The sequence below is a fragment of the Nonomuraea sp. NPDC049028 genome (genome assembly GCF_043197735.1).
Classification (GTDB): domain Bacteria; phylum Actinomycetota; class Actinomycetes; order Streptosporangiales; family Streptosporangiaceae; genus Nonomuraea.
The window spans coordinates 176,691-202,801 of record NZ_JBICTR010000004.1; the positions used below are offsets into that span (position 1 = coordinate 176,691).

A 26,111-nucleotide genomic window follows, 5' to 3' on the forward strand; every position below is an offset into this window, starting at 1 on the left:
GAAACGGACAGGGCATATGTTACCGAGCGAACTCGAACGCACCGTATATGGAGCGATATCCACTTCGGTCCTCCACGTGGCGGACAAGCACGGTGTTTTCTCACATCTCATCGAGTACGGCGAGTCGACGAGCACGGCGCTGGCCGCGGCGCTGGGAGTCGAGGAGGAGACCCTTGAACGGGTTCTCCTTGTCCTGGTCGCTTTCGGCGTCGTACGGATGGCGCCCGATGGCCGCTGTTCCCTGCCCGAGGAGATACGCCCGTACCTTGACAGGAACGACGCGCGCTACATCGGCGGATTCGTCGAGCACATGGTCACGGAGACCTCGAGGCAGATCGACCGCCTCGACTCCTATCTGCGGGACGGCAAGGCCGCGGTCGATCGCGACCTGCCCTCGCCGTTCGAGACGATCTACCGCGACGACACGGCCACCCGGAACTTCCTGCGGGCCATGTGGGATCTCAGCTTCGGGCCGTCCCAGGAGATCGCCGCCCTCGCCGGGCTCGACGACGTCGCCATGCTGATCGACGTCGGAGGCGCCACCGGCCCCTTCGCCACGGCGGCGTTACGGCACTCCCCCGCGCTGCGCGCGACCGTCTTCGACCTGCCGCAGGTCGAACCGTACCTGCTGGAGTCCGCCAGGAAGCAGGGGCTGACCGATCGGCTGACCTTCGTGGCGGGGGACTTCTTCACCGACGAGATTCCCGCGGGCGACTGCGTCGCCTTCGGGTACGTGCTGTCGGACTGGACCGATGAGACCTGCGCGAGGCTGCTGGAGAAGGCCTTCCGGGCGTGCACGCCTCCGGGCCGCGTGCTCATCATGGAGAGGCTCTTCGACGACACGCGTACCGGGCCGCTGTCCACCTCGGTCATGAACCTCACCATGCACGTCGAGACCGAGGGGCGGCACCGTACCGCGGAGGAGTACCGCTCGCTGCTGGAGGCCGCCGGGTTCACGAACTGCGAGGTGCACCGGACCCGCGGCGAGAAGCACCTGATCATCGGCCACCGGAAGTAACCCCGCGCAACGGCCGGCCGCCCGGGTTCACACCCGAGCGGCCGGTCGTCGTCTGGTCAGGTCAGGGTGTGCCGAACCGCCCCGTCCCCCCGGTCATCTCGGTGACGAAGGTCGCGACCCCACGCCCCCCGTCGCCGTTGGCCAGCAGGACGAAACCATCGCCGGAGATCCGGCACATGGTCATCGCCCAGTACCCGGAGAACTCGCCGACGGCGCCGAAGTCCAGCTCGGAGTCCGACCTGTCGACGATCATGGACAGGCCGTACAGGCTGCCCGGGGTGGCGGTGAGCATGCCCTCCGCGAGCTCGCGGGTGATCAGCGCGGGCTCGCCCAGGTACGCGCGCCTGATCTCCAGCTGTACTCGGGCCAGGTCACCGGCCGTCGTCCACAGCCCTCCGGCGGCCGTCGCCGGATGGATCGGCCCGTACGTGCCGGTCGCCATGCCGAACGAGTCGTGGCCCTGGGCGATGGGACGGCCGGACCGTTGCGGGAAGTCGCTCTCGTAGCCGCTGCCCGCCATGCCCAGCGGCCCGAACACCGTCTTCCGCATCAGCGCCGGGAAGTCCGATCCCGTGAGGTCCGTCAGCAGATGTTCGAGGACCAGGTAGTTCACCGGGTTCTTCTCGAAGAGCTCCCCGGCCGGGCACTTGGGCCGGACCGCGGAAGTCCTCGCCGGCGGCCTGCCCAGCAGCGCGTCCAGCACCGTGGGGACCAGTTCGCCCTTCTCGTACGGACGGTAGACCGACTCCCGGGCCAGCCCGGAGGTGTTGGCCAGCAGTTGCCGTACGGTCACCGGCGCCCCCTCGGTTCCCGGCACCTGCCAGGAGGTGAGGTAGGAATTGACGTCGGCGTCGAGGTCGAGCATCCCCTGGGCCGCCAACGCCAGGGTGGCGAGCGAGGTGACCTGTTTGCTCACCGACGCCACCCGGAACACCGCGTCGGGCGTCACCGGCTCCGACCGGCGGGCGTCGAGACTGCCGTACGCGCCGGTCTCGGTGACACGGCCGTCGCGGATCACCGCCAGGCTGACCCCGGGAACGTGGTGCCGCTCCATCGTCGCGAGCGGCGACGGGATCATCGACGCCAGACCTGCGACTCCACTGGCGGGCGTCGCCGCGGTGCCGGCCTCCGCTGTGACTTCCGCCGTGACCTCCGCGGCGAGGCCGCGGATCGTCGTCTCGTCGTGCACCTCCGCCGAGTACGTCCAGGTCAGCTGCGGACCCTCCGCACCGATCGTCGCGTCCACCTCCAGCACGTACTCCCGCTCGGCCAGCGGGTCGCGTACCGCCGCGATCCGCTCGGGCACGAACTCGTCCGGCGCGCCGGCGTCGAGCGAGTAGCCGAAGCGGACCTCGGCCGCGCGCAGCGCGGCGAGGGCGTCGGCGACGGCTTCGTCAGGACCGGCGTGACGCAGCAGGTCGTAGCCCAACCCCTCGTCCGGGACACCGCGCAGCTGGCTCGTCACCGAGGCGAGCGCCAGGTCGCGTCGCGGCGGAATCCACAGGTCCAGCGGGTAACGGTGCGCGAACGGCCCGACCGCGTCGCCGGGCGCGCGCCCCGCCCTGGCCTCCACGTCGACGAGCACACGGTCCGCGCGGGTCCGGCGGGCGAGCACGACCGCCAGGGCGGCGAGCAGCGCCTCACGTCCCGGAACCCGAGCAGGCAGAGCGACACTGATCGACCGTTCGCTCGCCACCGTCCCGGTGCCCGCCGGGCGATCGACGGGAAGCGACGGCGACGGCATCCGCGTGAGCCAGAGGTGTGCCTGAGCCACCAGATCAGGCGACGCCGCCGCCTGCTCCAGCTCGGCACCCCACCCGCGCAGCACCCCATCACGGCTTCCCGTGCCGGGGCTCGCCCCGTCGGAGCTCCCGCCGCGAGCCGCGCCGAGGTCGCCGCCCCGGCACGCGGCCTCCAGGTCGCGGAGCAGGATCGGCCAGGAAGCGCGATCCGCCGCCAGTTCGTGCACCGCGACGATCAGAACGGCCGGGCGGTCCGCCCCGCTCCGGGCCAGCACCGCGCTGAGCAGGGGCCCGTTCTCCGGGTCGAGCCGCTCGTACGCCATGGCCGCCGCCCCGTCGAGCGCGTCGTCGGCGACCCTGACCTGCCTGAACGGCACCGAGGCATCGCTCGCCACCGACCCGGTCACCGATCCCGGCGCGATCCGCAACCGCAGCGCCTCATGCCGCGCCGCGACATTCCGCAGCGCGCCCTCCAGCGCCTCAGGTGCGAGGCCGGCCGGGACGCGTACCCGGGCCTGCCAGTGATCGAAACGGTACCCGCCGGGCCGGGCCAGCACCCGGCGCTGTGCCGGGGTCAGGCGCACGCCCACGGAGGAGCCGGTGATCCGCGCGCCGTCGAGGGCGGCGGCAAGCTGGGCGATCGAGCCGTGCTGGTACAGCAGCCGCAGCGTCACCCGCAGCCCGGCCTCTCTGGCCAGCGTCATCGCCTTCAGGATGGTCATCGAATCGCCGCCGAGGTCGAAGAACCTGTCGTGCGCCCCAACCGGATCCACGCCCAGGAGCCGGGACCAGATCCCCGCCAGGGTCCGCTCCGTCTCCGTACGCGGTGCGACGAACTCGCGTCCCGACCACAGCGCCGAGCGTGCCGGTGCCGGAAGGGCCTGCTGGTCGAGCTTTCCGTTGACGGTCAGCGGGATCCGCTCCAGCGGCACGAACGCGGCCGGCACCATGTACTCCGGCAGCCGCTGCGCGCAGTAGTCGGCCAGCTCGGCGGCAGGCGGCAGTTCCCCGCCGTCGGGCACGCAGTACGCCACGAGCCGCCGCTCGGCCGGCCCGTCACCGCGCGCGGTCACCGCTGCCTCCCGCACGGCGGGATGGGCGGCGAGCACGGCCTGGATCTCGCCCGGCTCGATCCGATGCCCGCGCACCTTGACCTGGTCGTCGATCCGGCCGAGGAAGTGCAGGAAGCCGTCGGACCGGCGGCGTACCAGGTCACCGGTGCGATAGCAGCGCGAGCCAGGAGGCCCGTACGGGTCGGGAACGAACCTCTCCGCGGTCAGCTCCGGCCGGTTGAGGTAGCCGCGCGCCACCCCGGCGCCGCCGACGTACAGCTCTCCGGCGGCCCCTTCGGGAACCTCGTGCCCGTACGGGTCCAGGACGTACACCCGGTTGTCGTCGAGCGACCGTCCGATCGGCACGCCGTCGACGTTGGTCAGGTCGGCGGCCGTGAGCGCCTGGTAGGTGACGTGGACGGTGCACTCGGTCGGCCCGTACGCGTGGGCGAGGTCGCATCGCTTCAGCCCCCAGCCGTCCAGGTCCGAGGGTTCGAGCCGGTCACCGCCGAAGACCACCTCACGCAGCGCCAGCCGCGACAGCGTCGCCTCGTCGCCGTCGGCAGCGCCGATCATCGAGCGGAACGCCACCGGTGACAGCGAGAGCGTGGTGACCCGCCCGGCGATCAGCAGGTCGAGCAGGTCACGCGGCGATCGCGCGGTCTCCGTCGGCACGATGACCAGGCGCCCGCCGTGGAGCAGCGCCCCCCACAGCTCCCACACCGACACGTCGAAGGCGTAGGAGTGCAGCAGCGCCCAGGTGCGGTCCGGCTCGTACGAGGCCTGCCCGGCGAGCGCCGCGAAGAGCCTCAGCACGTTCGCGTGCGTCACCGCGACGCCCTTCGGACGGCCTGTCGAGCCCGAGGTGTAGCAGACGTACGCCAGGTGACCGGGGATCGTCCGGCCTTCCGGATCGGACTCCGGGTACGCGCCGAGCGGCTCCACGTCGAGCAGGACCAGCTCGGCCTCGTGATCGTCGCCGGCCAGCGACGGAGCGCGTTCCGCCGTCGTGACGGCCACCGGGGCCCCGGAGTCGGCCAGCATGAACCGCAGCCGGTCCGGCGGTGACGTCGGCGGCAGCGGAAGGTAGGCCGCACCGGCCTTGAGCACGCCCAGGAGCGTGACGACCAGATCGACGCCCGGATCGAGACAGACGCCGACCAGCGTCTCCGGTCCCGCGCCCAGCACCCGCAGGCGGTGGGCGAGCCGGTTGGCGCGGGCGTTCAGGGTCGCGTAGGTCAGCTGTTCGCCGCCCTGGGTGACAGCGTGGGAGACGGCGATCGCCTCGGGCGTCGCCCGTACGCGCTCCTCGAACACCCCGTGGAGGGATTCCGGCACCGGGTGCTCGATCGCCGCGCCCGCCATCGCACGGTCGCGTTCGGCCGGCGGGAGGCAGGCGGCGCGGGCGTCGCCCTCGGGGTCGTCGATCATGGCCTCCAGCACCGCGCGGTGCATGGCCGCCAGTCTCTCGGCGTTCTGCCTGCTCATCGCTCGCGAGTTGGAACGGAGGATGAGGTACCTGGGGGTGCACGGCACGCCGAGGGCGAACTCGGTGGGGTCCTCCCCCTCGGTGGCCGTCACGTCGATCAGCCCGGTGTCGACCTGGTCGAAGTCCTGGTAGCTGAACGCCACGCCGATGAGCCTTCGCCCATCGCCCATCTCCCGCTGGATGACGGGCATCGGGAACCTCCGGTGCGGCCAGAGGCCGACCTCGCGGGCGAAGGTCTGTTCCACCAGTTCGAGCCAGGTCCGCGCCGTACGGTCGTGCGTGAACGGCAGCGTGTTGAGATGCATGCCGTAGACCCGGTCGGCCCCCAGGACCTCCAGCCGCCCGTTGCAGACGAGTCCGGAGACGAACGCCTGGTCCGGCGTGAGCATGCTGAGCGCCTTCAGGTGGGCGGCGAACAGCACGCTCTTGAGCGACGCCTTGGCCCGGGCGGCGAGTTCGCGCAGCCGCTCCTCAAGGTCGGCGTACTGCAGGATGACGTGGTAGTCCTCCCGCGGCTGCTGCGACCCCTCGCCCCAGGCGGTCGGCAGCGCGAAGCCGGGCCGGTCGGTCACGACGTCGCGCCAGAACTCCCGATCGTCGGCCGACTCCAGGGAGCGCAGCTCGGCGGCGATGAAGTCCGCGTAGCGGACGGAGGCGGGCTCGATCCGACGCGGTCCGGCGCCGTCCCTGATCGCACGGTAGTCGTCCAGGACCTCCATGAGCAGGCCGTGGAAGCTCCAGCCTTCGCTCACCGCGTGCAGCACGGTGAACGACAGCCACCACGAATCGTCATCCCTGAGCAGCGCGGTGACGCGCATCAGCGGCGCCCGTTCCAGGTCGAAGCGGAGCGCGCGTTCCTGTGCCCGGAAGTGCCGCATGGCCAGGTCACGTGCGCCCTGGTCCAGTCCACGCAGATCCAGCATCCGTACGGGGATCTCCGCCGACTCGTGGACCAGTTGCATGGGCACCGAGTAGCCGGACAGCTCGATCGAGGTCCGCAGGGCCTCGTGCCGGTCGGCGGCGAGCCGCGCGGCCTCCCGCAGCGCCTCCAGCGCGAACGGCTCCGAGTCGCGGACCAGGAAGGACAGGGTGTTGTGGTAGTAGCTGTGCTCCTGACCGGCCAGCATCTCCACAATCATGCCGCGCTGCACCTCGGACAGCGGGTACGCGTCCGTGAGTCCGCCGGGCAGCAGGCGTCGGTCCTCCTCGGTCACCAGCTCGAACGGCTCGACGGGCCTCCTGTCGTCCGCGACCGTTCCCCGATCCGCCGGGTCCGCCAGTGCTTCGGCCAGCGCGCCCACGGTGCGGTACTCGAAGACGTCCCGCACGGAGACATCGAGCCCGGCCGCCTGCAGCGCGCCCACCACTTTGACCGCCCTGATGGAGTGCCCGCCGAGCTCGAAGAAGTTGTCATGAACGCCGATCCGGTCCTGCCCGAGCACCTCCCGCCACACCTCGGCGATCTGCGCCTCCAGCGGAGTGCGCGGCTCGAGGTGGCCGGAGACGCTACCGCCGCTCGCGTCGATCTTGGGCAGCGCCGCGCGATCCACCTTGCCGTTGGCGTTCAGCGGGACCCGGTCGATGGACACGAACGCCGACGGGACCATGTACTCGGGCAGCCGGGTGGCGGCGTGCCGGACCAGTTCCTCGGCGGGCGGCAGGGCCTCACCAGTGGGCACGCAGTACGCCACGAGCGACCGGTCTCCCGTTTCGCTCTCGCGTACGACGACGACGGCCTCCCGTACCTCCGGGTGGTCCATCAGCACCGCGCGGACCTCTCCGGGCTCGACCCGGTAGCCGCGCACCTTGACCTGGTCGTCGACCCGGCCGGCGAAGCAGACCGCTCCGTCGTCCCTGACCCAGGCGCGGTCGCCCGTACGGTAGAGGCGGCTGCCTGCCCTGCCGAACGGGTCCGGTACGAACCGGTCCGCGGTCAGACCGGGGCGGCCGACGTAGCCGCGCGCCACCCCGGTGCCGCCCACGTAGAGCTCGCCGGTCACGCCGAACGGCAACGGCCGCAGGTGCTCGTCCAGCACGTACATGGTCATCCCGGGCAACGGGCGGCCAATGGGGACGACCTTGTCCCGCTCCTGCTTCGTGATCGGATAGATGCAGGTGCCGACGGTGGCCTCGGTCGGGCCGTACTCGTTCACCAGGCCGCCGGGCCCCAGGAGCCGCAGCCAGTGTTGCGCGGTGCTGCCGGGCAGCGCCTCGCCCGCGACCACGATCACCTCGGCGAGCCTGGCCGCCTGCGCGGCCGTGAGCTGGTCGGCGAGCACGTTGAGATGGCCGGGGGTCAGCTTGATGAAGCTGTAGGGTCCGTGCCCGGCCAGTACCCGTCCCAGCCTGGAGAGGTCCAGGTCAGCCGGAAGCAGGCGTACGGGCTGCCCGGTCGCCAGCGGCGCCCAGACGTTGGGCACCACCAGGTCGAAGGCCACGGAGGAGAACAGCGGCGCGCCCTTTTTACCCTGCGCGGCCAGTTCCTCCGCCGCCCACCGCACGTGGTTGGCCAGGCCGCGGTGGGTGACGAGCACGCCCTTCGGCCGTCCGGTCGAGCCGGAGGTGAAGATGATCTGTGCGATCCCGTCCAGATCCCTGGGGACGGCCGGGGACGTGCCGGGAAGCCCGTCCAGCGCCTCCTTGTCGAGCTCCAGGACGGTGAAGCCGCCGAGTTCAGCACCGCGGACCGAATCCGTCACGATCACCTGTGCCCCGGCGTCGGTGAGCATCGTCTCCACCCGCTGGACGGGGAACGACGGGTCGAGGGGCACGAACGCGGCGCCGGACTTCCACACGCCGATGAGGCTCGCCAGCAGGTCGGGGCCGCGGTCGAGGAGCACGCCCACGGCGCTCTCCGGACCGGCCCCGAGCGCGCGGAGGCGGTGGCCGATGCGATTGGCCCTCTCGTCGAGCTCGGCATAGCTCCACGAGCCGTCGTCGAAGGCCGCCGCCACGGCACGCGGGCGGGCCGCCGCCTGGTGCTCGAACAGGTCGAGAACGGAGGCTTCGACCGGCCGCGTACGCGTGGTGTTCAGCTCGGCGACGAGCCGGTCGAGCTCGCCGGGCGGCAGCAGGACGGCGTCGGCGTCGCCGTCCGGATCGGCGACGATGGCGTCCAGCACGGCCCGGAACATCTCGCCGAGCCGGTCCACGGCGGACTCGGAGACGATCTGGACGTTGGCGGTGACCATGAGCTGCCCGGCGAGAATGTGCACGCCGAGCCCGAACTCCGTCGGGCTGTCGTCGATGACGGCGTCACCGTCCAGGAGGTCGGTGTCCACCTGGTGGAAGTCCAGATAGACGAAACGCGTGTCGATCAGCCGGTCCGGGCCCGCGTCCCGCTGAATCTCGGGCATGGGGAAGCGCCGGTGCGACCAGAGCTCGGTCTCACGCTCGAACACCCGCCGCGCCAGCTCCCCCCAGGTGCGAGCGCCCCGTTGGAAGAGGAAGGGCAGCGTGTTGAGGTACAGGCCGTGCACCCGGTCGGCGCCCGGCGCCTCCAGCCGCCCGTGGAAGACCAGGCCGGTGAAGAACTCCCGCTGGTCGGTGAGCGTGCTCATGACCTTCATGTGCGCCGCCAGCAGGATGCTCTTCAGCGGCACCCCGGCGGCGGTGGCCGCCGTCCGCAGCCCGTCCATGTAGCCGGCCAGCGGGATGCGGATCCGGTACTCCCGTCTGGGGACGTCAGGTCCGGCTCCGAGCCCTGCGGGCAGAGCGAATCGCGGGACCGAGGTGACGACCGAACGCCAGTACTCGCGCTCGGCGGTGTCGGCGAGCACGGTCTGCTCGGCCGCGATGAAGTCGGCGTAGCGGATCGCGGGCGGCTCCACCAGGGCGGGCTCCACCCCGTCGCGGAGGGCCCGGTACACAGTGAGGATCTCCATGAGCAGCGTGTGGTAGCTCCACCCTTCGAGCACCGCGTGGCACTCGGTGATGGTGATCCACCAGTTGTCGCCGTCGCAGCGGTGACCCGACACCCTGATCAGGGGTGGCCGCGCCAGGTCGAAGAGCCGGGTGCGCTCCCGCGTCACGAACGCGCGTACGGCCCGCCACTGCCCTTCCTTGTCGAGGCCGTGCAGATCGGCGACCGGCACGGTCACGTCCACGTCCTCTGCCCGGTGGACCAGCTGCATCGGCACCGAGAAGCCGGTGAGGTCCAGCGACGTCCGCAGTGCCTCGTGACGCCCCACGACCGTGCGGGTCGCCTCCTGCAGGAGGTCCGGCACCAGTGGCCGGTCGTCGCGGACCCCGAACGCGGTGGCGTTGAGGTAGAGGTTGAGGTCGCTGTCGGACAGCATCTCGACGACCATGCCGGTCTGCAGCCGCGACATCGGGTACGCGTCCAGCACGCCCTCCGGCAGCTTGGCGCGATCCTGCTCGGAGAGCAGCGCGAACGGCCGCACCAGGGCGGTGGTGCCCACGACCGCCGGTTCGCCCTGCCGACCGGCGACGTGCCGCGCGAGTGAGGCGACCGTGCGCGACTCGAACAGATTGGCGACCCGTACGTCCAGGCCCGCGTCACGCAAGCCACCTGCCAGCACGACGGCCAGGATCGAGTCCCCGCCGAGCTCGAAGAAGTCGTCGTTCACGCCGATGCGCCCGGCGCCGAGCTCCTTGGCCCACACCGCGCAGATCAGTTCCTCAAGTGCCGTGCGCGGCGCCACGTACGCCCGCCCCGCGGGGAGCGCGGCGTGGTCGGGCGCGGGAAGGGCGCGTTTGTCCACCTTGCCCTGGGCGGTCAGCGGGATCTCAGTCACCGACACGAACGCGGCGGGCACCATGTAGTCGGGCAGCGTCTCGGCCAGCCGAGCGCGCAGCTCCGCGGGGTCGAAGCCGTCCTGCCCGGCGGGCACCACGTACGCCACGAGCCTGGGCGCGCCGGGGATGTCCTCGCGGGCGAGGACCACCGCGTCACGCAGCGACCGGTCGGCCCGCAGCCGCGCCTGGATCTCGCCCGGCTCGACCCGATAGCCACGGATCTTCACCTGGTCGTCGATCCGGCCGAGGTACTCCAGACCGCCGTCAGCGCGCCGCCGGGCCAGGTCGCCGCTGCGGTAGAGCCGCGAACCGGGCGGTCCGTACGGGTCCGGCACGAACCGCTGGGCGGTCAGGTCGGGCCGTCCGAGGTAGCCGCGGCCGACTCCGGCGCCGCCGACGCAGATCTCGCCGGTCGCTCCGAGGGGGACGATGGTGCCGCGCTCGTCGAGCAGCACCACCCACAGATCGTCGATGGGCGCTCCGACAGGGGAGGCCTCGGCCGGTTCGAGGTCCTTCTCCGTCACCTCGTAGTGGGTGACGTGGACGGTCGTCTCGGTGATGCCGTACATGTTCACGAGCGTCGGCGCGGTGAGCCCGCGCCGCGCCGTCCACGGCCGCAGGTCCGGCATCTCCAGCCGCTCACCTGCGAAGATCACCAGCCGGAGCGCCAGCCGGTCCACTCGCGGATCGCCCTGCGCCGCCGCGCGCACCAGGCGGTAGAAGGCGCTCGGCGTCTGGTTGAGCACCGTTACCTGCTGCTCGACCAGCAGATCCATCAGGTCGTCAGGCGATCGGGCCGTGTCGAACGGGACGATCACCAGCCGGCCTCCGTGCAGCAACGCACCCCACAGCTCCCAGACGGACACGTCGAACGCGTACGAATGGAACATCGGCCACACGTCCGCCGGACCGAAGCCGAACCTGTCATGGGTGGCGGTCAACAACCTCAGCACGTTGGCATGGGTGAGGCACATGCCCTTCGGCCGTCCGGTCGACCCCGAAGTGTAGATCACGTAGATGAGGTCGGCGGGGAGGGACCCGGGGTCGAGATCGGTGTCCGGGTGTCCGGCGATCGTGGCGGCGTCTCGGTCCACGGCGATCACCTCGCCGTCGTGCACCTGCCCCACCAGCGGGAGGTGGTCCGTGTGCGTGACGACGACCTGTGCCCCCGCGTCGGAGACCATGAACGTCAGCCGGTCGGCCGGGTACGACGGGTCGAGCGGCAGATACGCTCCGCCCGACTTCAGCACCGCCAGCAGCGCCACCACCAGCTCCGCGCCGCGGTCGAGGCAGACGCCCACGAGCGAGCCCGCGCCGACGCCCATGCCCCGGAGCAGGTGCGCCAGCCGGTTGGCCCGCGCGTTCAGCTCGGCGTACGTCAGGCTCTCCTGGCCGGAGACCAGGGCGATCGCGTCCGGGGTGGCGCGGACCTGCTCCAGGAACGCCTCGGGGAGGGTACGGGGGTCGGCGGGCCGGGGGCGTACCGCGCCGACGACGACGGCGAGCTCGTCGGAGCCGAGCAGGTCCAGCCGGTCGACCGGCACGTCCGGACGGGCCGCGACCTCGATCAGCAGCCGTAGGAGGTTCCCGGCCGTCCGCTCGATCGTCTCCCGGTCGAACAGCGCGGTCGCGTACTCGATCTGCCCGTCCAGCGAGCCGTCGGGACCCTCCTGAAGTTGCAGGGTGAGGTCGAACTTGGAGATCTGCCAGGGCGCCTCCAGAGACTCCGCGCGCACACCCGGCAGGTCGAGCACGGCGGCCTTCGGCTCGTGCATGGTGAACGCGACGCGGAACAGCGGCGTACGCGAACGGTCGCGGGCCGGTTCGAGCTCGTCCACGAGCCGGGAGAACGGCATGTCCTGGTGGTCGAGCGCGTCGAGCACCGCGGACTGCGTACCGGCCAGCAGCCCGTTGAACGTGTCCCCCGGCCGCCACCGACCGCGCATGACGAGGCTGTTGATGCCGTACCCGAACATCGCCTGGAGTTCCGGCCGGTTGCGATCGGAGACGACCGTGCCGACGACGATGTCGCTCCGCCCGGTGTAGCGGGCGAGCAGCGCCTGGAATCCGGCGAGCAGAACCGTGAAGAGCGTCGTGTCGCGGTGCCGGGCGAGCTCGCGGAGCGCCGTGCCGAGCGAGGCGTCGATCCGGATGGGGAGCGCCGCGCCCTTCCAGCCGCGGACGTCGGGCCGGGGCCGGTCGGCCGGAGGCTCGGTCGGGACGAGGTCGGCGAGCTGTTCCCGCCAGTAGCGCAGGGGCGCCTCGAACGCGCCGTCGTCGGCCCGGCGCCGCTGGTGGGCCGCGTAGTCGGCGTACTGCAGCTTGACCGCGGGAAGAGAGCCGGGCGCCCGGTAGAGTGCGCTGAGTTCCTCCTCGAACAACCGAAGGGACCACTCGTCGCAGGCGATGTGATGGAAGACCACCACCAGCAGGCAGAGGTCGTCGGCGATCCGCACCAGGCGGACCCTGATGGGCCACTCCTCGGCCAGGTCCATGCCCTTGGCGACCTCGCGCTCGGCGATCCGCCTGCCCCGCGACTCCGCGTCGGCACTGCCGCGCAGATCGTCCACGGTGACGGCGATCGGGCGGGGCGGGTCGACGATCTGGACGGGCTCCGCGCCGGCCACGACGTACCGGGTACGCAGGATCTCGTGCCGCGCGATGATCTCGTTGACCGCGCGCACGAGCATCGTCACCTCCAGCGGCCCGGTCAGCCTGAGGGTCAACGGCGCGAGGTACTCCGGGCTGTCCGGCTCCAGCCGGTTCAGGAACCACATCTGCAGCTGCCCGTAGGACAGCGGCAGCGGGGCGTCGCGGTTCGCGAGCGGGATCCTCGACCGGCCACCGGTCTTCCGGCGCAGCAGTAGTTCCTCGCGCTCGGTGTCGATCTGCGTCATACCGGCTGCTCCTTCACTACCGTGGAATCCTGGTCCGGTCCTGCGCCGGCGAGCGTGCGGATGGCCTCGGCCAGCCGTGCCACCGTCGGTCGTTCGAAGATCAGCCGGACCGGCAAGTCGAGATCGAAGTCCTCCTGGCACTGCGCCATCAGCGCGAGCGCCAGCCGGGAGGTGCCGCCGAGGGAGAAGAAGTTCTGCACCACGCCGACCTCGCGGCTGAGCAGCTCCGAGAACCGCTCCGCGAGCAGGCGCTCGATGGGGCCCTTAGGGACATCCACCTGCGCACCGAGCGACCGGAGTCCGATGGACGGATCGGCGAGGGCGAGGGTCAGCAGGCGAAGATAGTGTTCGGCCATCCGGGCGATGGTCGGCTCGTCGAACAGCGACGTGGCGTACTCCAGAATCCCGGTGACGCCGCCGTCGGGAGCCATGTGCAGGAAGAGGGTCAGATCGGCCTTGGCGACCGCCCAGACATTCCTGAGCGGGTCCAGGTCGCCACCGCCCGAGACGGTGACCCCCTCCTCCATGAAGTTGAACATCACCTGGTAGAGCGGATTGCGAGACAGATCCCGTACGGGACTCAGCTCCTCGACGACCCGCTCGAACGGCACGTCGCGGTGTGCGAGCGCCCGCCGATTGCGCTCCCACACGCCGTCCATCGCGGCCTCGAAGCTCTGCTCGGGCGTCAGGCCGCAGCGCACGACCAGCATGTTGTGGAAGGGACCGGCGACCCCCGCCAGCTCCGGCCGGGTCCGGCCCGCGACGGGCACGCCCACCGGGATGTCCCACTGGCCGCTCCATCGGGAGAGCAGGGCGGCGAACGCCGTCAGGTAGACGGCGAGCGGCGTCGTGCCACGCCGCCGGCTCAGCTCGGCCAGGGCCGCCGAACACTCCTCCGGCACGCCGAAGGTGAGCGTGGCGCCGCTCGGGTCGCGAAGCGCCGGGCGGGGCCGGTCCGTCGGCAGGTCGAGCCGTGGCAGCTCGGCGAGCTCCTCGCGCCAGAACCTCAGCTGAGGCTCCAGCGCCTCGTCCGTCAGCCGGTCCCGCTGCCAGACCGCGTAGTCCGCGTACTGGATCGGCAGCGAGGTGAGCTCCGGATCCCGGCCCGCCGCGAGGGCGGCGCACAGCTCCCGGATCTCCTCGCCCAGCAGCACCGACGACTGGCCGTCCGACGCGATGTGGTGCACGGCCAGCGACAGGACGTGCTCACGGGCCGCCCTGCGGATCAAGAGCGCCCGCAAGACCGGCCCGCGTACCAGGTCGAAGCCCTGCCGGAACTCCTCGGCCAGGAGCCGGGTCAGCTCCGCGTCGTCGCCGGACGACTCGACGATCCGCAGCGGGACGGGAGCGGCGGCGTCGATCACCTGCCACGGTTCCTCGCCGTCCATGCGGTAGCGGGTGCGCAGGATCTCGTGCCGCGCTACGAGCGCCGACAGCGCCCGGTCGACGATCCCGGCGTCGAGGTCACCGGGCAGGCGGACCAGCAGCGGCGTCACCCACTCGGGGTTGCCGGGGTCCATGCGGTCCAGGAACCAGAGCTGGTGCTGTTCGACGGAGAGCGGGATCGGGCGGTCTCTGGGAGCGAGCGGCACCGTGGCGACGGGCTCGGCCGCGGCCTCGATCAGTTCCGCCTGTTCGGCCACCGTGCCCGCGGCGAACAGCCGGTGGACGGCGACCTCGCGCCCCACCGCGGCGCTCAGCCTGGCCGCCAGCCTGGCCAGCAGCAGCGACGACCCGCCACGCTGGAAGAAGTCGTCCTCCGCGCGGACGTCCTCGACGCCCAGCAGATCCTCCCAGACCTTCGCGACGGTTCGCTCGGCGGGCGTGAGCGGGCGCGCCGACGGCTGCGCGCCGCCGAAAGTCGGGGCGGGCAGGGCGGCACGGTCCACCTTGCCACTGCTCGTCAGCGGAAGGCTCTCCATCGGTACGAAAACGGATGGGATCAGGGCGTCCGGCAGCCGGTCGCGCAGGAACGCGCGCAGGCCACCCGCCGCAATCTCGCCGTTGCGGCTCACCACGTACGCGACGAGCCTGGCCGCGCCGTCGGGCCCCGCCCCCGCGGTCACCGCGGCACCGCGCAGCCCGGGGTGCGTCGCCAGCACCGACTCTACCTCTCCCGGCTCGATCCGCACCCCGTTCACCTTGACCTGCTCGTCGAGACGGCCGTCGTAATGCAGCGTGCCGTCCGGCCGCCACCGGACCAGGTCCCCGGTCCGGTACATACGCACGCCGGGAGGTCCGTACGGGTCGGGCAGGAACCGTTCCGCGGTCAGCGCGGGCCGGCCCAGATAGCCCCGGGCGAGCCCGGCGCCTCCGGCGTACAGCTCACCCGGCGCCCCGAGGGGCACGAGCGCGCCGCCGGGATCGAGCACCCTCAGCCGGGTGTTGTCGATCGGGCGTCCGATCGGCACCCGGCCCACGACCTGCTCAGGGTCCACGGGATGAGCCGTGACGTCGATCGCGCACTCGGTGGGGCCGTAGGTGTTCCAGACCCGTACGGGCAGCCGCTTGCGGAGCAGGTCGCACAGCTCCGCGTCGAGCGGTTCGCCCGCCGAGAAGAGCAGCCGCAGCGAACGGCACTCGCTCCAGCCCGGCTCATCGACCAGCAACCGCAGCAGGGAGGGGACGACCTGCAGCACCGAGACGTCGTACTCGGCGACGGCGCGCAGCAACGCCGCCGGGTCGCGCTCGGCGCCGTGCGGCGCGAGCACCACCGCTCCGCCGCTGACGAGCGGGGCGAAGATCTCCCAGCCCGCCGCGTCGAAGGTCAGAATCGTCTTCTGCAGCACCCGGTCGGCCGGTCCGAGACCGTGCTCCCGCACCGTCCACAGGACCCGGTTGGCGATGGCGCCGTGGCCGATCAGCACCCCCTTGGGCCGCCCGGTCGAGCCCGAGGTGTAGATCGCGTACGCCAGCCGGTCAGGACACGGGTACGTGGGCGGCGGGGTCCCCGGCGCGTCGGCGAACGCGTCGATCACGACCTTCGTCGTCCCTGCCGGCAGTGAACCGCCCGCGGTGCGATCGGTCAGGACCAGCGGAGCGGCCGTGTCCTCAAGGATCCACCGTGACCGTTCGGCCGGGTGGTCCGGGTCGAGCGGCACGTACGCCGCTCCGGCCTTCCACACACCGAGCAGGCCGGCGATCAGGTCGGCGCCACGCCGCAGGCAGACACCCACCAGGGACTCCGGCCCGGCGCCCATGGCCAGCAACCCCTGGGCGATCTGGTTGGACCGGCTCTCCAGCGTCGCGTAGTCCACCCTCCGCGCTCCGTCGGCGACGGCCACGGCTCGCGGCGTCCGCGCCGCCTGCGCGGCGAACAGCTCTGGTAGCAGGCTCGGCTCGACGACGCTCATTTCACCTCGGCCTCGGCCATACGAGTGCGCAGACTGAGCGGCCGCATGTCCGTCCACACCAGTTCGATGTGGGCCAGGCACTCTTCCCTCGGCCCCTGAGCGCCCTCCGGTCGCCATCCGGCGGGCAACTCCCGGTCGGCCCACCAGATGGAGTACTGCTCTTCGTCATTGACGACTACGAGGTAGGTGTCGTTATGCTCGGCAGACACCGGCTCACCTTCTTCTGATCGTGACTGGGTTCAACCCGATGTGGTCACGATCCGAGATGCCGCAATATCCGCCCTATACGCCGCGAGATCAGGAGTTGAGGAAGGCCAGCACGGCGAGGACCCTGCGGTTGTCGTCCTCCGACCCCGGCAGGTTCAGCTTGGCGAACATGCTGGTCGTGCACTTGCCGATGGCCTTCTCGCTGAGGTACAGGCGTTGCGCGATCGCGCTGTTGGAGCGGCCCTCGGCCATCAGGGCGAGCACTTCGAGTTCGCGTTCGGTGAGCCGGGCGATGGGCGTGTCGTTGCCCCGGCCGCCGAGCAGCTTGGCGACGACCTCGGGGTCCAGGGCAGTTCCGCCGACCGCTACACGGCGGATCGCCTCGACGAAATGGTCCTCGTTGAACACCCGGTCCTTGAGCAGGTAGCCGACTCCACCGGCCTGGTCGGCCAGCAGTTCGCGCGCGTACAGCTGTTCGACGTACTGGGACAGCACCAGGACCGGTAGCCCGGGCACTTGCCGCCTGGCCTCAAGGGCAGCCCTGAGCCCCTCGTCGGTGAAGGACGGGGGCAGGCGGACGTCGACGATCGCGACGTCCGGCTGGAGTTCGATCAGGGCCCGCAGCGTGCCGGGCCCGTTGTCGACGACCTTCACCACCTCGAAGCCGTGGGCCGTCAGCAGCCGGGTCAGTCCGTCACGCATCAGGAACTGGTCCTCGGCTACGACAACACGCACGGCACCTCCAGCGCCACCATGGTGGGGCCGCCCGCCGGACTGCTCACGGCAACGACGCCGTCGAAGGCGGACAGCCGCCTCTCCACCCCACGCAGACCCGAGCCCGCCGACACGTCGGCTCCGCCGATTCCCTCGTCGGTGATCTCGGCGCGGAGCATACCACGTTCGTATCGCATGCGAATCCGCACCCGGTCCGCCACAGCATGCTTGATCACGTTGGTGAGCGCTTCGGAGACGGCGAAGTAGACAGCGGACTCGACGGGCGCCGGAACCCGTCCGGGCAGCTCGATGTCGGTCTCAGCGGTCAGCGGCAGGTCCATCGCCAGCGCGCGTACCGCGTCCGCCAGCCCGCGGTCGGCCAGCACCGGCGGATGAATGCCGCGGACCAGGTCGCGCAGCTCGTTGAGCGCCTTGCCCGAACTCTCCCTCGTCTCCTGCACGAGCGCCTCGGCGGCTCCGGGGTCCTCACGGATGAGCCGCTGGATGGCCGTCAGGTTCATGCCGAGCGCCAGGAGACGGACCTGCACGCCGTCGTGCAGGTCCCGCTCGATGCGGCGCAGGTCCGCCGCGCTGGAGTCGACGGCCTCGCTCCGCGACTCCGTCACCCTCGCCAGCCGACGCTCCAGCTGCTCCCTCGTGGAGCCGAGCAGCGCTGTGGTGAGCCGGGCATGCGCCTTCAGCAGCGGCGGCGCCATCCACAGGCCGGCCCCGGCGACCAGCAAGCCGAGTGGAACGGCGAGGAGCGTCTGCGCCATGTTGCCCACGGTAAGGAAGAGGAAATGCGCGTCGCCCGCACCGACCTGCTGGTCGATGAGCGGCCAGGTGATGGGCAGGAGCACACCGTACAGGCCGTAGAGGACCAACAGCGGGGACAGCGCCACCACCGGCACGCCCACAACGAAGTTCACCGGCAGCCACGCCAGGTCCCGCCACGTCGCTGGATCGGTGACCATCCAGCGCGTGAGCCGAGCCTGGCGCAGCGGCCATAACCGCGGCGACTCGGGACCGGGCGGCGCCGGACGGGGCAGATAGGGGCTGACCACCTTGATGCCCAGCCGCCACCCGGCCGTGTCGCGGTAGAACTCCGCCAGTCCCCTGACGACCGTCAGCACCGGCGGAATGAGCAGGAGCCCCAGCCCGGCCGCCAGCGTGCTCGCGAACGAGGCGACGCAGAAGGCCGTCAGGACGAGTCCCGCTATCCCGCCTACGGCGAGCATCCCCGCCCGCCCGACCTCACGCCACCGGGCCTTGAACGCCTCTCGCATATTGGTCACCTCATACCCCTGTCGCAGAACCTCGACGGTCGTTCCCCGTCTCTGCTAACAGTCTGCGCGGCGCGAATGCCACGCACAGGACGTCCAGCCCCATTTCCGGAGGGGCCTAGCCCTACCCCGCGGCCCGGCTGTTGATCAGCGGGATGCCGCTGCCGCCGGGGATGTCCTCGGGGTAGGGCTGGGACAGGAAGGCGTGATCGAGCCGCGCCGAGCTCATCGAGAGCCACTTGCGGCTCTGACTACGTACGACGTCACGCGGCAGGGGCGGGTTCACCTGCGTCTGCGACGGCTTCGCGATCGACTGCAGCGCCCATCCCAGACCGACCATCGGGTCGATCTGGCACCATTTCTGGGCGTCGATTCCGAGGAACATCTGCGCGCGGAGAATGGCGTGCCAGATGTGGTAGCCCGCGGGCGCGGGACTGCCGTTCATCGAATGCACTCCCGGAACCCGCGGATCGTAGAGCACGCCCTGACCGAAGTCCGCGAAGGCGTTCGCCAGCCCGCTCGCGTTTCGGCCGTAGACACGGTTGAAGACCTCGACCTGAACGCGGGAAACAACCCTGAGCGGTTCTTTGATCGGCGTCACCAATCCGATGTAACCGGCCGGATAGGCATCGGACTTCATGTCCTCCATCCACGCCGTCACCATCGCCATCTCGGCGTCGCCGCCGCCGAAGTAGGCCTTCACCGCCGCCCAGGCGTCCTTGAACTCCTGGCTCGCCTCGTGCCACGTGGCCTTGTCGAACTGGTACCAGAGCTCGTTGGCGCGCCGGTCTCCCAGCATTCCCGGCACCGGCGGCAGATCGTCGCCGACCGACGCGGCGAGGGCTTGGGGGGCGTTCGCGGCTCCCAGAAGCGCGACGGCGGCCGCGCCCGCCGTTACGCCCAGCATCCGCCGCCTGTTGATATGACCTTCCATGAAGGTTCCTTTCGAACGTCGACCGTGGCCCTTTCAGGACCCAAGACGACGAAGCTATATTCCGGCAATATACGGAAACTACGAGAATGACTCAGTTGAACGGGGAGAAGACGGAACGAGCCCTTACCCGCTCATCGAGCGGCGGCATCGAGACCGGAACGGGATGCGGGAAGAGCTCGCCTTCCGGATCGAAGATCCGGTCGTGGTAGAAACCCGAGAGATACGGGGCCCCCGCCGTTCCACCCGAGCCCATCGTTTCTCCCGGCAGATACCGGTGGGCGAGCCCGAGATGCAGCCTGCGCCACCGGAACAGGGTCTCGTCCAGCGCCCGCGCGGCGGCGAACACCGGCCGCGTCTCGTCGGTGTCCTGCGGCAGCTCCTGCAGGAGGGACCTGAGCGGCCGGAAGTGCCGGTTGACGTACAGCAGCAGGAAGGCGTTCTCCTGGATCTCGCCCAGCGCCTCCACCTTTGCGGGATGTATGCCGAGCAGATGGATGTGCAGGGTCTGGGCGGAGGTCATCTGGATCGCGCTGGCGTTCTCGGTGTCCTTGCGGAATCCGAGGAAGCTGTCGACGGACATTGTGCGCCGCAGTACCAGCATGATGTCGAACTGCATGACGGCCAGCTCGGCCGCCCGTTCGAAACACCGCGCGGCCTCCGCGTACGCGCCGGACTCCAGCCAGGCGTTGCCCGCGACCGTACGCGCCAGGATGCCCGACGTGGTCACCTCGGTGAGATGGATGAGCCGGAGGAAGACGTTCTCCTCGTGTTTGCGGGTCTGCGGCATGTTGATCAGGTATTCCAGGATCCGGCTCCGGCCGGCCTCGCCGAGATAGTCCTCCCACCGCGAGGCCGGGGCCGCACCGGCCGCCGGAAGCCGCGGCCATGCCGCCATCGCGTCGTCGAGGGCCGACAACCGGCTCAGCCGTTCCCCGGAGTCCCGTGCGGTCGGCAGATCCAAGTGCGCCCAGGGCTCCTGACCGCGGAGCGTGCGCTCTTCCCAGCCGAGCCATGAGCCGACGAGGAACCTGAGAGCCTGACGGCACTGCCGCTCGATGCAGGCGTCGCTGGAGTGCTTCTGCGTTCCGAGCGCGTGGTTGAGCAGGCGTACGTTGCTGTACGGCTGGTACCGCGTGCCCCGGGGGCCTTCCAGGACGCCCGGCCGGTCGCGCTCGTCGTGGGGCTCGGTGGTCGCGGCCAGCTTCCACTCGCTCTGCAGGGCGAGCTCGGCCAGCCTGAGCACACGGCGTTCCCCGGTGTCGATCGAGCCCGGCGCCTCCGTGAGCACACCGCCCAGGTCGACGTAGAGGTCCGCCATCCGGCCCCGGAGCGCGGGGTCCAGTTGCCGGCGCCCGCCGGCCCGTACGGCGTTGACGTATTCGGCCACGTCGAAGTCGAGGACGGTCTTGACGATGGTTGAAGTCTTCACTGAGCCTCCGGAGCTCGCGGGACGGCAGAGAACCTCACAGGGTGCGCGCCGCGAGCCCAGCCCACCCGCCCGGCGACCGAATGACGGCGCCGAGATCCTGAAACACCTCGATGCGCTGCTCGCATTCGAGCGACACCAGGCGGGTGCCTTCTCGCAGCAGGCGCCCGGCGGTGCCGTTCCCGATCGGCGGCACGAGATCATGCCGCCTGGGCACCACCGGGACGGCTTTCGGGCTCGGCAGCTCCAAGCGGCCCAGCGTCTCGTTCAGCAGCGTCGCGGTGGCCGCGGCCAGTTCCGTGGCGGCCTCGGCGAATCCGATCGTCTCCGTCGCGCCGACCGCCAGGATCTGGGCCACCTCCAGCGGGCTCGCCCGCGGCGGATCACCGTGCCCCCACGACCACGTCTCCTCGACGAGCCGTGCGAGCTCCTCCAGGCCCTCCACGAGATCCGGCTCAAAGAAGCAGACGAGCCGCCCGGTGCACCCCGCGGCGAGGAACAGCTCGACCACCTCGGAACCGGTGCCCGCGGAGACGAACACCGCGCCGATGTGGGCCTCCTGCCAGCCGGCGCAGTCCTCGGCCAGGGAAGGCACGGCGACGGCCGCCGGTCCATGGACCAGGAAACGCCGCTGATGCGCCGCCGGCGACTCGCCGGACGTACCGTGGCCGCTCGCCGGGTTGCTCGGGACTTCCACGTTTCTCGCCCTTCGACAGCCGATCGGCATCTACGAAGGGAAGGTAGAACGGCTGCCCATACCTGCCCTATACATGGGAATTCGCCAGGACCGCCTCGACGTCGTAGCTCTGGATCCAGGCGACGTCCTCGACCATGGAGCCGAGCACGCTGCCGGGCCGGCGTCCTCCCGCGGGCTCGGGCACACGGAGTTTCAGCGAACCGCTGCCGCGCGAGCCCAGTTGCACCCGTGTGGTGTGCGGGCGGCGTACCATCTCGTAGCGGCGCAGGGCCTGCTCGGACGTGTGCGGGCCCGGAGGGGTCTGGCTCAGGCACAGCGCGAGCGCGGCCGCGTCCTCGATCGCCTGGTTGGCGCCCTGCCCGTGATGCGGGAGCATGGGGTGGGCCGCGTCGCCGAGCAGGGTGACCCGGGACGTGCTCCAGCGCTCCAGGGGCGCGCGGTCGCGCAGCACCCACCGGCCGGCCGTGCGGATGGCGGCGACGATGTCGCACACCGCCGGCTCCCACCCTTCCAGCGCTCCGGACACGGTACGGACGTCGCCGGTCGCGCTCCACGACTCGGGGGCGCCCTCATCGTCCTCGGGCAGGATCGCGACGAAAGTCAGCAGGCGTCCGGAAGCGACGGGGTAGGCCAGCAGGCGCGCCGTGGGACCCGCCCACACGAACATCGTGTCGCGGGCGAGCCGGGGAAGCTCGTCGAACGGGACGACACCACGGTAGGCGACGTTCCCCGAGGAAACCGGCGTCCGCGGCCCGGCGACGGCGCGGCGCACGACCGAGTGAACGCCATCGGCGCCCACCAGCACGTCCGCCTCGGCGTCCGGCCCCCGCTCGAAGGACAGGCGCACGCCGTCGGCGTCCTCGGCGAATCCGGTGCAGCGCCGGCCGAGGTGGAGGCACCGTTCCGGCACCAGCGTGGCGAGCATGGCCAGCAGATCCGCGCGCTGGACGGTGTAGTAGGGGGCGCCGTGTTCCACCTCCCAGGCCCGGCCCATCGGCTGCCGCATGAAGACCCTGCCGTCGTCGAAGGCGCGCACCTCCAGCGCGGCCGACCGCACCGCCGAACTCTCCAGCTTCCCGGCCAGCCCCATGCGGTGCAGGATGCGGCTACCGTTGGAGCCGAGGTGCAGCCCGGCCCCCGACTCTCGCAGTTCGTCGGCCTGCTCGTAGACGTCGACCTGGAAACCCCGCCTGAGCAGGGCAGCCGCGGCGGTGAGTCCTCCGATCCCGGCTCCGAGGACTGCTATTCGCGATGTGTTTCCGGACATCATCAGGCTCTCTCTCCACTGTATGTCTGGTCGTCCGTTACCGGTCGTTACCGGCCCTGGATGGATCCGCGTTCTCGCGGATCGGGGGCCCGTCACGCAGGGAAGGGCTCAGCGCGGCCACCACCGTGAGGCCGCACATGATCGCGCTCATCCCCAGCACCGTGGATGTCGTTCCGGCCGCGTCCATGACCAGACCGCCCACGAGCGAGCCGACGGCGGCCGGGCCCATGCCGATGAGCAGCGCCACGCTGTTCACCCGCCCGAGCAGCGCGTCCGGCGTCACCTGGATCAGGTGGACCGAACCGGTCACGTTGATCGCGCCGCCCACGTACCCCACGAGCGTGTAGAGGAGGGCGAGCAGCACCGGGGACACGCTCACGGCCACCGCCGCGATCACGAGGGACCAGATCGCGAACCCGCCGATGATCTGGGCGCGCAGGCTGGCCCTGCCGCTCCACCATCGGCCGGTCAGGGCTCCGGCCACGCCGCCGAGCCCGCTCAGCGCGGTGATCACCCCCACGACGGCGATCGATCCGTTCCCCCGGACGATGATCTCCATGAGCGCCAGCGTGATGGCCTGGAAGACGATGTTGGAGGCCGAGAGCAGCAGCAGCATGGTGCGCAGGAACGGCCTGCCGAAGAGCCAGCGGGCGCCGGCGCGCATCGCCCTCACCACGGGCTCCGCGGCCGCCTCGCGCTCGTCCTGCAGGTTCTTCCTGATGCCGAGCAGCAGCAGGAGTGACAGCAGATGCGCCACCGTGACGAACACGAACGGCAGCGTCCGGCCGGCCGCGAGCAGCGCGCTGCCGATCGGCTGGCCCAGCAGCGCCGCGCCTCGTGACCGGGCCTCGTTCCTGCCCAGGGCGGCCGGCAACTCCTCCTCGGGGACCACGTGGCGCACCGCCGACTGCTCCGCCAGCCGGTGCACCACGCACAGAGCGCCCTGGACGAACGCCGCCGCCGCAAGGTGAGCCAGCCCGTAGACGCCCGCCATCAGTGACACGGCGACGGACGCGGTCACGAGCACGCAGCCCATGTCGCACCACACCATCAGGCGACGCCGCTCGTACCGGTCCACGAGCACTCCAGCGGGCAACTGGACCACCAGGTTCGGCAGCAGCACGGCGAACATCACCAGCCCGGCGTCGCGCGTGGAGTTCGAGTGCCAGAGGGCCAGGAGCGGATAGGTGATGGCCCCGACGCGGACGGCGAGGAGGTTCGCGCCCGCTCCGGCCCACAGCCGCAGGAAGTCGGAGTTGCCCGGGCGTGCGCGGTGCCGCGTGCTCATCCCGCCCTGCACCACTCCAGCACCGCCATCGCACCGTGGAGCTTGCTCGCCGCCTGGTCGAACGCGATGCTGGCCGGGCCGTCGAGCACCTCGGCCGTGACCTCCTCACCGCGGTGCGCCGGCAGGTCGTGCATGAACCTGGCCTCCGGGTTGGTGTCCCACAACCGGGTGGTCACCTGGAACGGCTCGAAGACCCGGTGCCAGTCGGAGTCGGCCTTGCTGGACCCCGTCGTCTGCCAGCGGGTGGTGTAGACGACGTCGAATCCCTGGGGAAGGTCCTCCATGTCGTGCCGTTCGGTCACGAGGGACCCGTGCCGCTTCGCCTGCTCGGCGGCGCGTTCGCGCAGGTCGGCGGGCAGCCCGTAGCCGTGCGGTGTCCGGAACTCCAGCTCGACGTCCGCGAAACGCGCGAGGGCGAGGGCCAGGGCGGTGGCCGTGTTGTTGCCCTCTCCGACGTAGAGGACGCGCAGCCCGTCCACGCCGCCGAAATGGTGCTGAAGGGCGACCAGGTCGGCGAGGGCCTGGGTGGGATGCTCGTCCGCGCTCATCGCGTTGACCACCGACATCCGCTTCTGCTCCGCCCAGCCCCGCATCTCCGCGGGATCCGCAGACGTACGCGCGACCAGCGCGTCGAGCATCAGAGAGAAGACCTTCCCGGTGTCCCCCGTCGTCTCCCCCGTGTTGGTCTGAAGGTCGTCCGGGCCGTACGACACGATCTGCGCACCCAGCCGCAGGGCGCCGCTGGAGAACGCGGTCCTGGTCCGGGTGGACGTACGGCGGAAGTAGATCCCGACCACCTGGCCCGCGAGTGGCCGTCCGTGGTCGTTCTCACCCGCCGCGAACCGCGCCCCGCGAAGCGTGATGTGGCGCACCTCGTCGTCGTCGAGATCGTCGATCGAGATCAGATGCCGCATGGAGTCTCTCCTCCTTCTGGGGCGCCACGGACCGCCCTGTCCTTCCATAGATGGGAGACCTCGCCGAAATGCTCGATCACCCACTCGTCCGAATAGACGGTGTCCAGATACCGGTCGCCGCCGTCAGGGAAGATCAGCACGCAGTTGGCTCCGCCGGGCACGTTCGCGCTCAGCTTCTCCAGCGCCGCGACCGCCGCGCCCGAGGAGCCGCCGGCCAGGATCGCCTCGCGCAGCATCAGCCGCCGGCAGGCGACCACGCATTCGAGGTCGGACACGTGCACCACCTCGTCGACGAGGTCCGTGTCGAGCAGTTCGGGTCTGATGGAGGCGCCGTGCCCCGCGAGCAGCCGCGGCTCGGGCTTGCCGGTGAAGATGGCGCTTCCGACGGCGTCCACCGCGACGATGGCGGTCGGCAGCGCGTTGTCGCGCGCGTACTCGGCGCAACCGCGGAGCGTGCCGAAGGTGCTGACCGGGCAGAAGAGGTAGTCGACCCGTCCGTCCAGCGACTTCGCGATCTCCTGCATGGTGATGGCGTGCGCCTGCGGGTTGAGCAGGTTGGCGTACTGGTTCGGCCAGAAGGCGTTCGGCTCAGCGTCCAGGACCTCCCGCACGCGGCGCAGCCGTGTGGCCAGGAACTCCCCGGTTTCCCGGTCGCGTTCGGTGACGAGCTCCACGCAGGCCTCGTACGCGTTCAGTATCTCAATGTTCTGCCGCGTCGTCTTCGGGTCGACCACGCACACGAAACGCAGGCCGAAATACCGGCAGATCTGGGCCAGTCCAATGGCCAGATTTCCGGAGCTGGATTCGACGACAATCGATCGGCCAGGGACGAGTTCACCGCTGCGTATTTTCCCGATGAGCATGTTGAGCGCGGTGCGGTCCTTGATGCTGCCTCCGGGATTGAACCGCTCGAGCTTGGCGAACGTGTTCACCCCCAAGTCGGAGGACATCCGTTCCAATTTGATCAGAGGCGTATTTCCAATAGCTTCGAGTATTCCGTTCAACGTGTATCTCGGCTCTCTTGGCGCACAAAGTTCCGCCGCAACGGCCGGCGCGCGTTGTCCGTAAGCAC

Annotated in this window: 13 protein-coding genes; 1 reads left to right on the forward strand and 12 read right to left on the reverse strand. The window is 70.8% G+C overall.

The genetic code is table 11. From position 1 onward, the window contains the following. Window positions 1-76: 76 nt before the first annotated feature. Window positions 77-1,018 (forward strand): methyltransferase, encoded by a 942-nt coding sequence (locus tag ACGFJ2_RS16495; RefSeq protein ID WP_393468854.1) that lies wholly within the window; start codon window positions 77-79, stop codon window positions 1,016-1,018. Window positions 1,019-1,079: 61 nt separating this feature from the next. Here the strand turns inward: ACGFJ2_RS16495 and ACGFJ2_RS16500 are convergent, their stop codons facing one another. From ACGFJ2_RS16500 to sbnA, 12 genes are all read right to left on the reverse strand, one after another. Next, window positions 1,080-12,956, reverse strand: coding sequence for an amino acid adenylation domain-containing protein (locus ACGFJ2_RS16500; RefSeq protein ID WP_393468857.1), 11,877 nt, complete (start codon window positions 12,954-12,956; stop codon window positions 1,080-1,082). Beyond that, on the reverse strand, window positions 12,953-16,309 hold the full coding sequence (locus ACGFJ2_RS16505) for an amino acid adenylation domain-containing protein (RefSeq protein ID WP_393468859.1): 3,357 nt from the start codon (window positions 16,307-16,309) through the stop codon (window positions 12,953-12,955). Before ACGFJ2_RS16505 ends, ACGFJ2_RS16500 begins: the two co-directional genes overlap by 4 nt. After that, window positions 16,306-16,518: an MbtH family protein gene (locus tag ACGFJ2_RS16510; RefSeq protein ID WP_393468862.1), complete on the reverse strand. Its 213-nt coding sequence runs from the start codon at window positions 16,516-16,518 to the stop codon at window positions 16,306-16,308. Before ACGFJ2_RS16510 ends, ACGFJ2_RS16505 begins: the two co-directional genes overlap by 4 nt. Before the next feature lie 88 nt (window positions 16,519-16,606). After that, the gene (locus ACGFJ2_RS16515) at window positions 16,607-17,251 is read right to left on the reverse strand and encodes a response regulator (RefSeq protein ID WP_393468865.1); all 645 of its coding nucleotides are present in this window, start codon (window positions 17,249-17,251) and stop codon (window positions 16,607-16,609) included. Continuing rightward, entirely contained in the window at window positions 17,236-18,516 is a 1,281-nt protein-coding gene (locus tag ACGFJ2_RS16520) for a sensor domain-containing protein (protein WP_393468867.1), read from the reverse strand. Before ACGFJ2_RS16520 ends, ACGFJ2_RS16515 begins: the two co-directional genes overlap by 16 nt. 121 nt (window positions 18,517-18,637) lie before the next feature. Further along, window positions 18,638-19,447 carry a hypothetical protein gene (locus ACGFJ2_RS16525; protein WP_393468870.1) on the reverse strand — a complete coding sequence of 270 codons (810 nt, stop codon included), beginning with the start codon at window positions 19,445-19,447 and terminating at the stop codon, window positions 18,638-18,640. A 91-nt stretch (window positions 19,448-19,538) separates the two neighbouring features. Then, window positions 19,539-20,876 (reverse strand): hypothetical protein, encoded by a 1,338-nt coding sequence (locus ACGFJ2_RS16530; RefSeq protein ID WP_393468873.1) that lies wholly within the window; start codon window positions 20,874-20,876, stop codon window positions 19,539-19,541. A 34-nt stretch (window positions 20,877-20,910) separates the two neighbouring features. Continuing rightward, window positions 20,911-21,570, reverse strand: coding sequence for a hypothetical protein (locus ACGFJ2_RS16535; RefSeq protein ID WP_393468876.1), 660 nt, complete (start codon window positions 21,568-21,570; stop codon window positions 20,911-20,913). Between the two features lie 67 nt (window positions 21,571-21,637). After that, entirely contained in the window at window positions 21,638-22,840 is a 1,203-nt protein-coding gene (locus ACGFJ2_RS16540; RefSeq protein ID WP_393468879.1) for an FAD-dependent monooxygenase, read from the reverse strand. A 34-nt stretch (window positions 22,841-22,874) separates the two neighbouring features. After that, window positions 22,875-24,125, reverse strand: coding sequence for an MFS transporter (locus ACGFJ2_RS16545; RefSeq protein WP_393468882.1), 1,251 nt, complete (start codon window positions 24,123-24,125; stop codon window positions 22,875-22,877). Further along, window positions 24,122-25,039: an ornithine carbamoyltransferase gene (locus tag ACGFJ2_RS16550; RefSeq protein ID WP_393468885.1), complete on the reverse strand. Its 918-nt coding sequence runs from the start codon at window positions 25,037-25,039 to the stop codon at window positions 24,122-24,124. Before ACGFJ2_RS16550 ends, ACGFJ2_RS16545 begins: the two co-directional genes overlap by 4 nt. Next, window positions 25,027-26,043, reverse strand: a complete 1,017-nt coding sequence (gene sbnA, locus ACGFJ2_RS16555; protein ID WP_393468888.1) for a 2,3-diaminopropionate biosynthesis protein SbnA — start codon at window positions 26,041-26,043, stop codon at window positions 25,027-25,029. The genes ACGFJ2_RS16550 and sbnA overlap by 13 nt, the downstream gene beginning before the upstream one ends. Window positions 26,044-26,111: the final 68 nt, after the last annotated feature.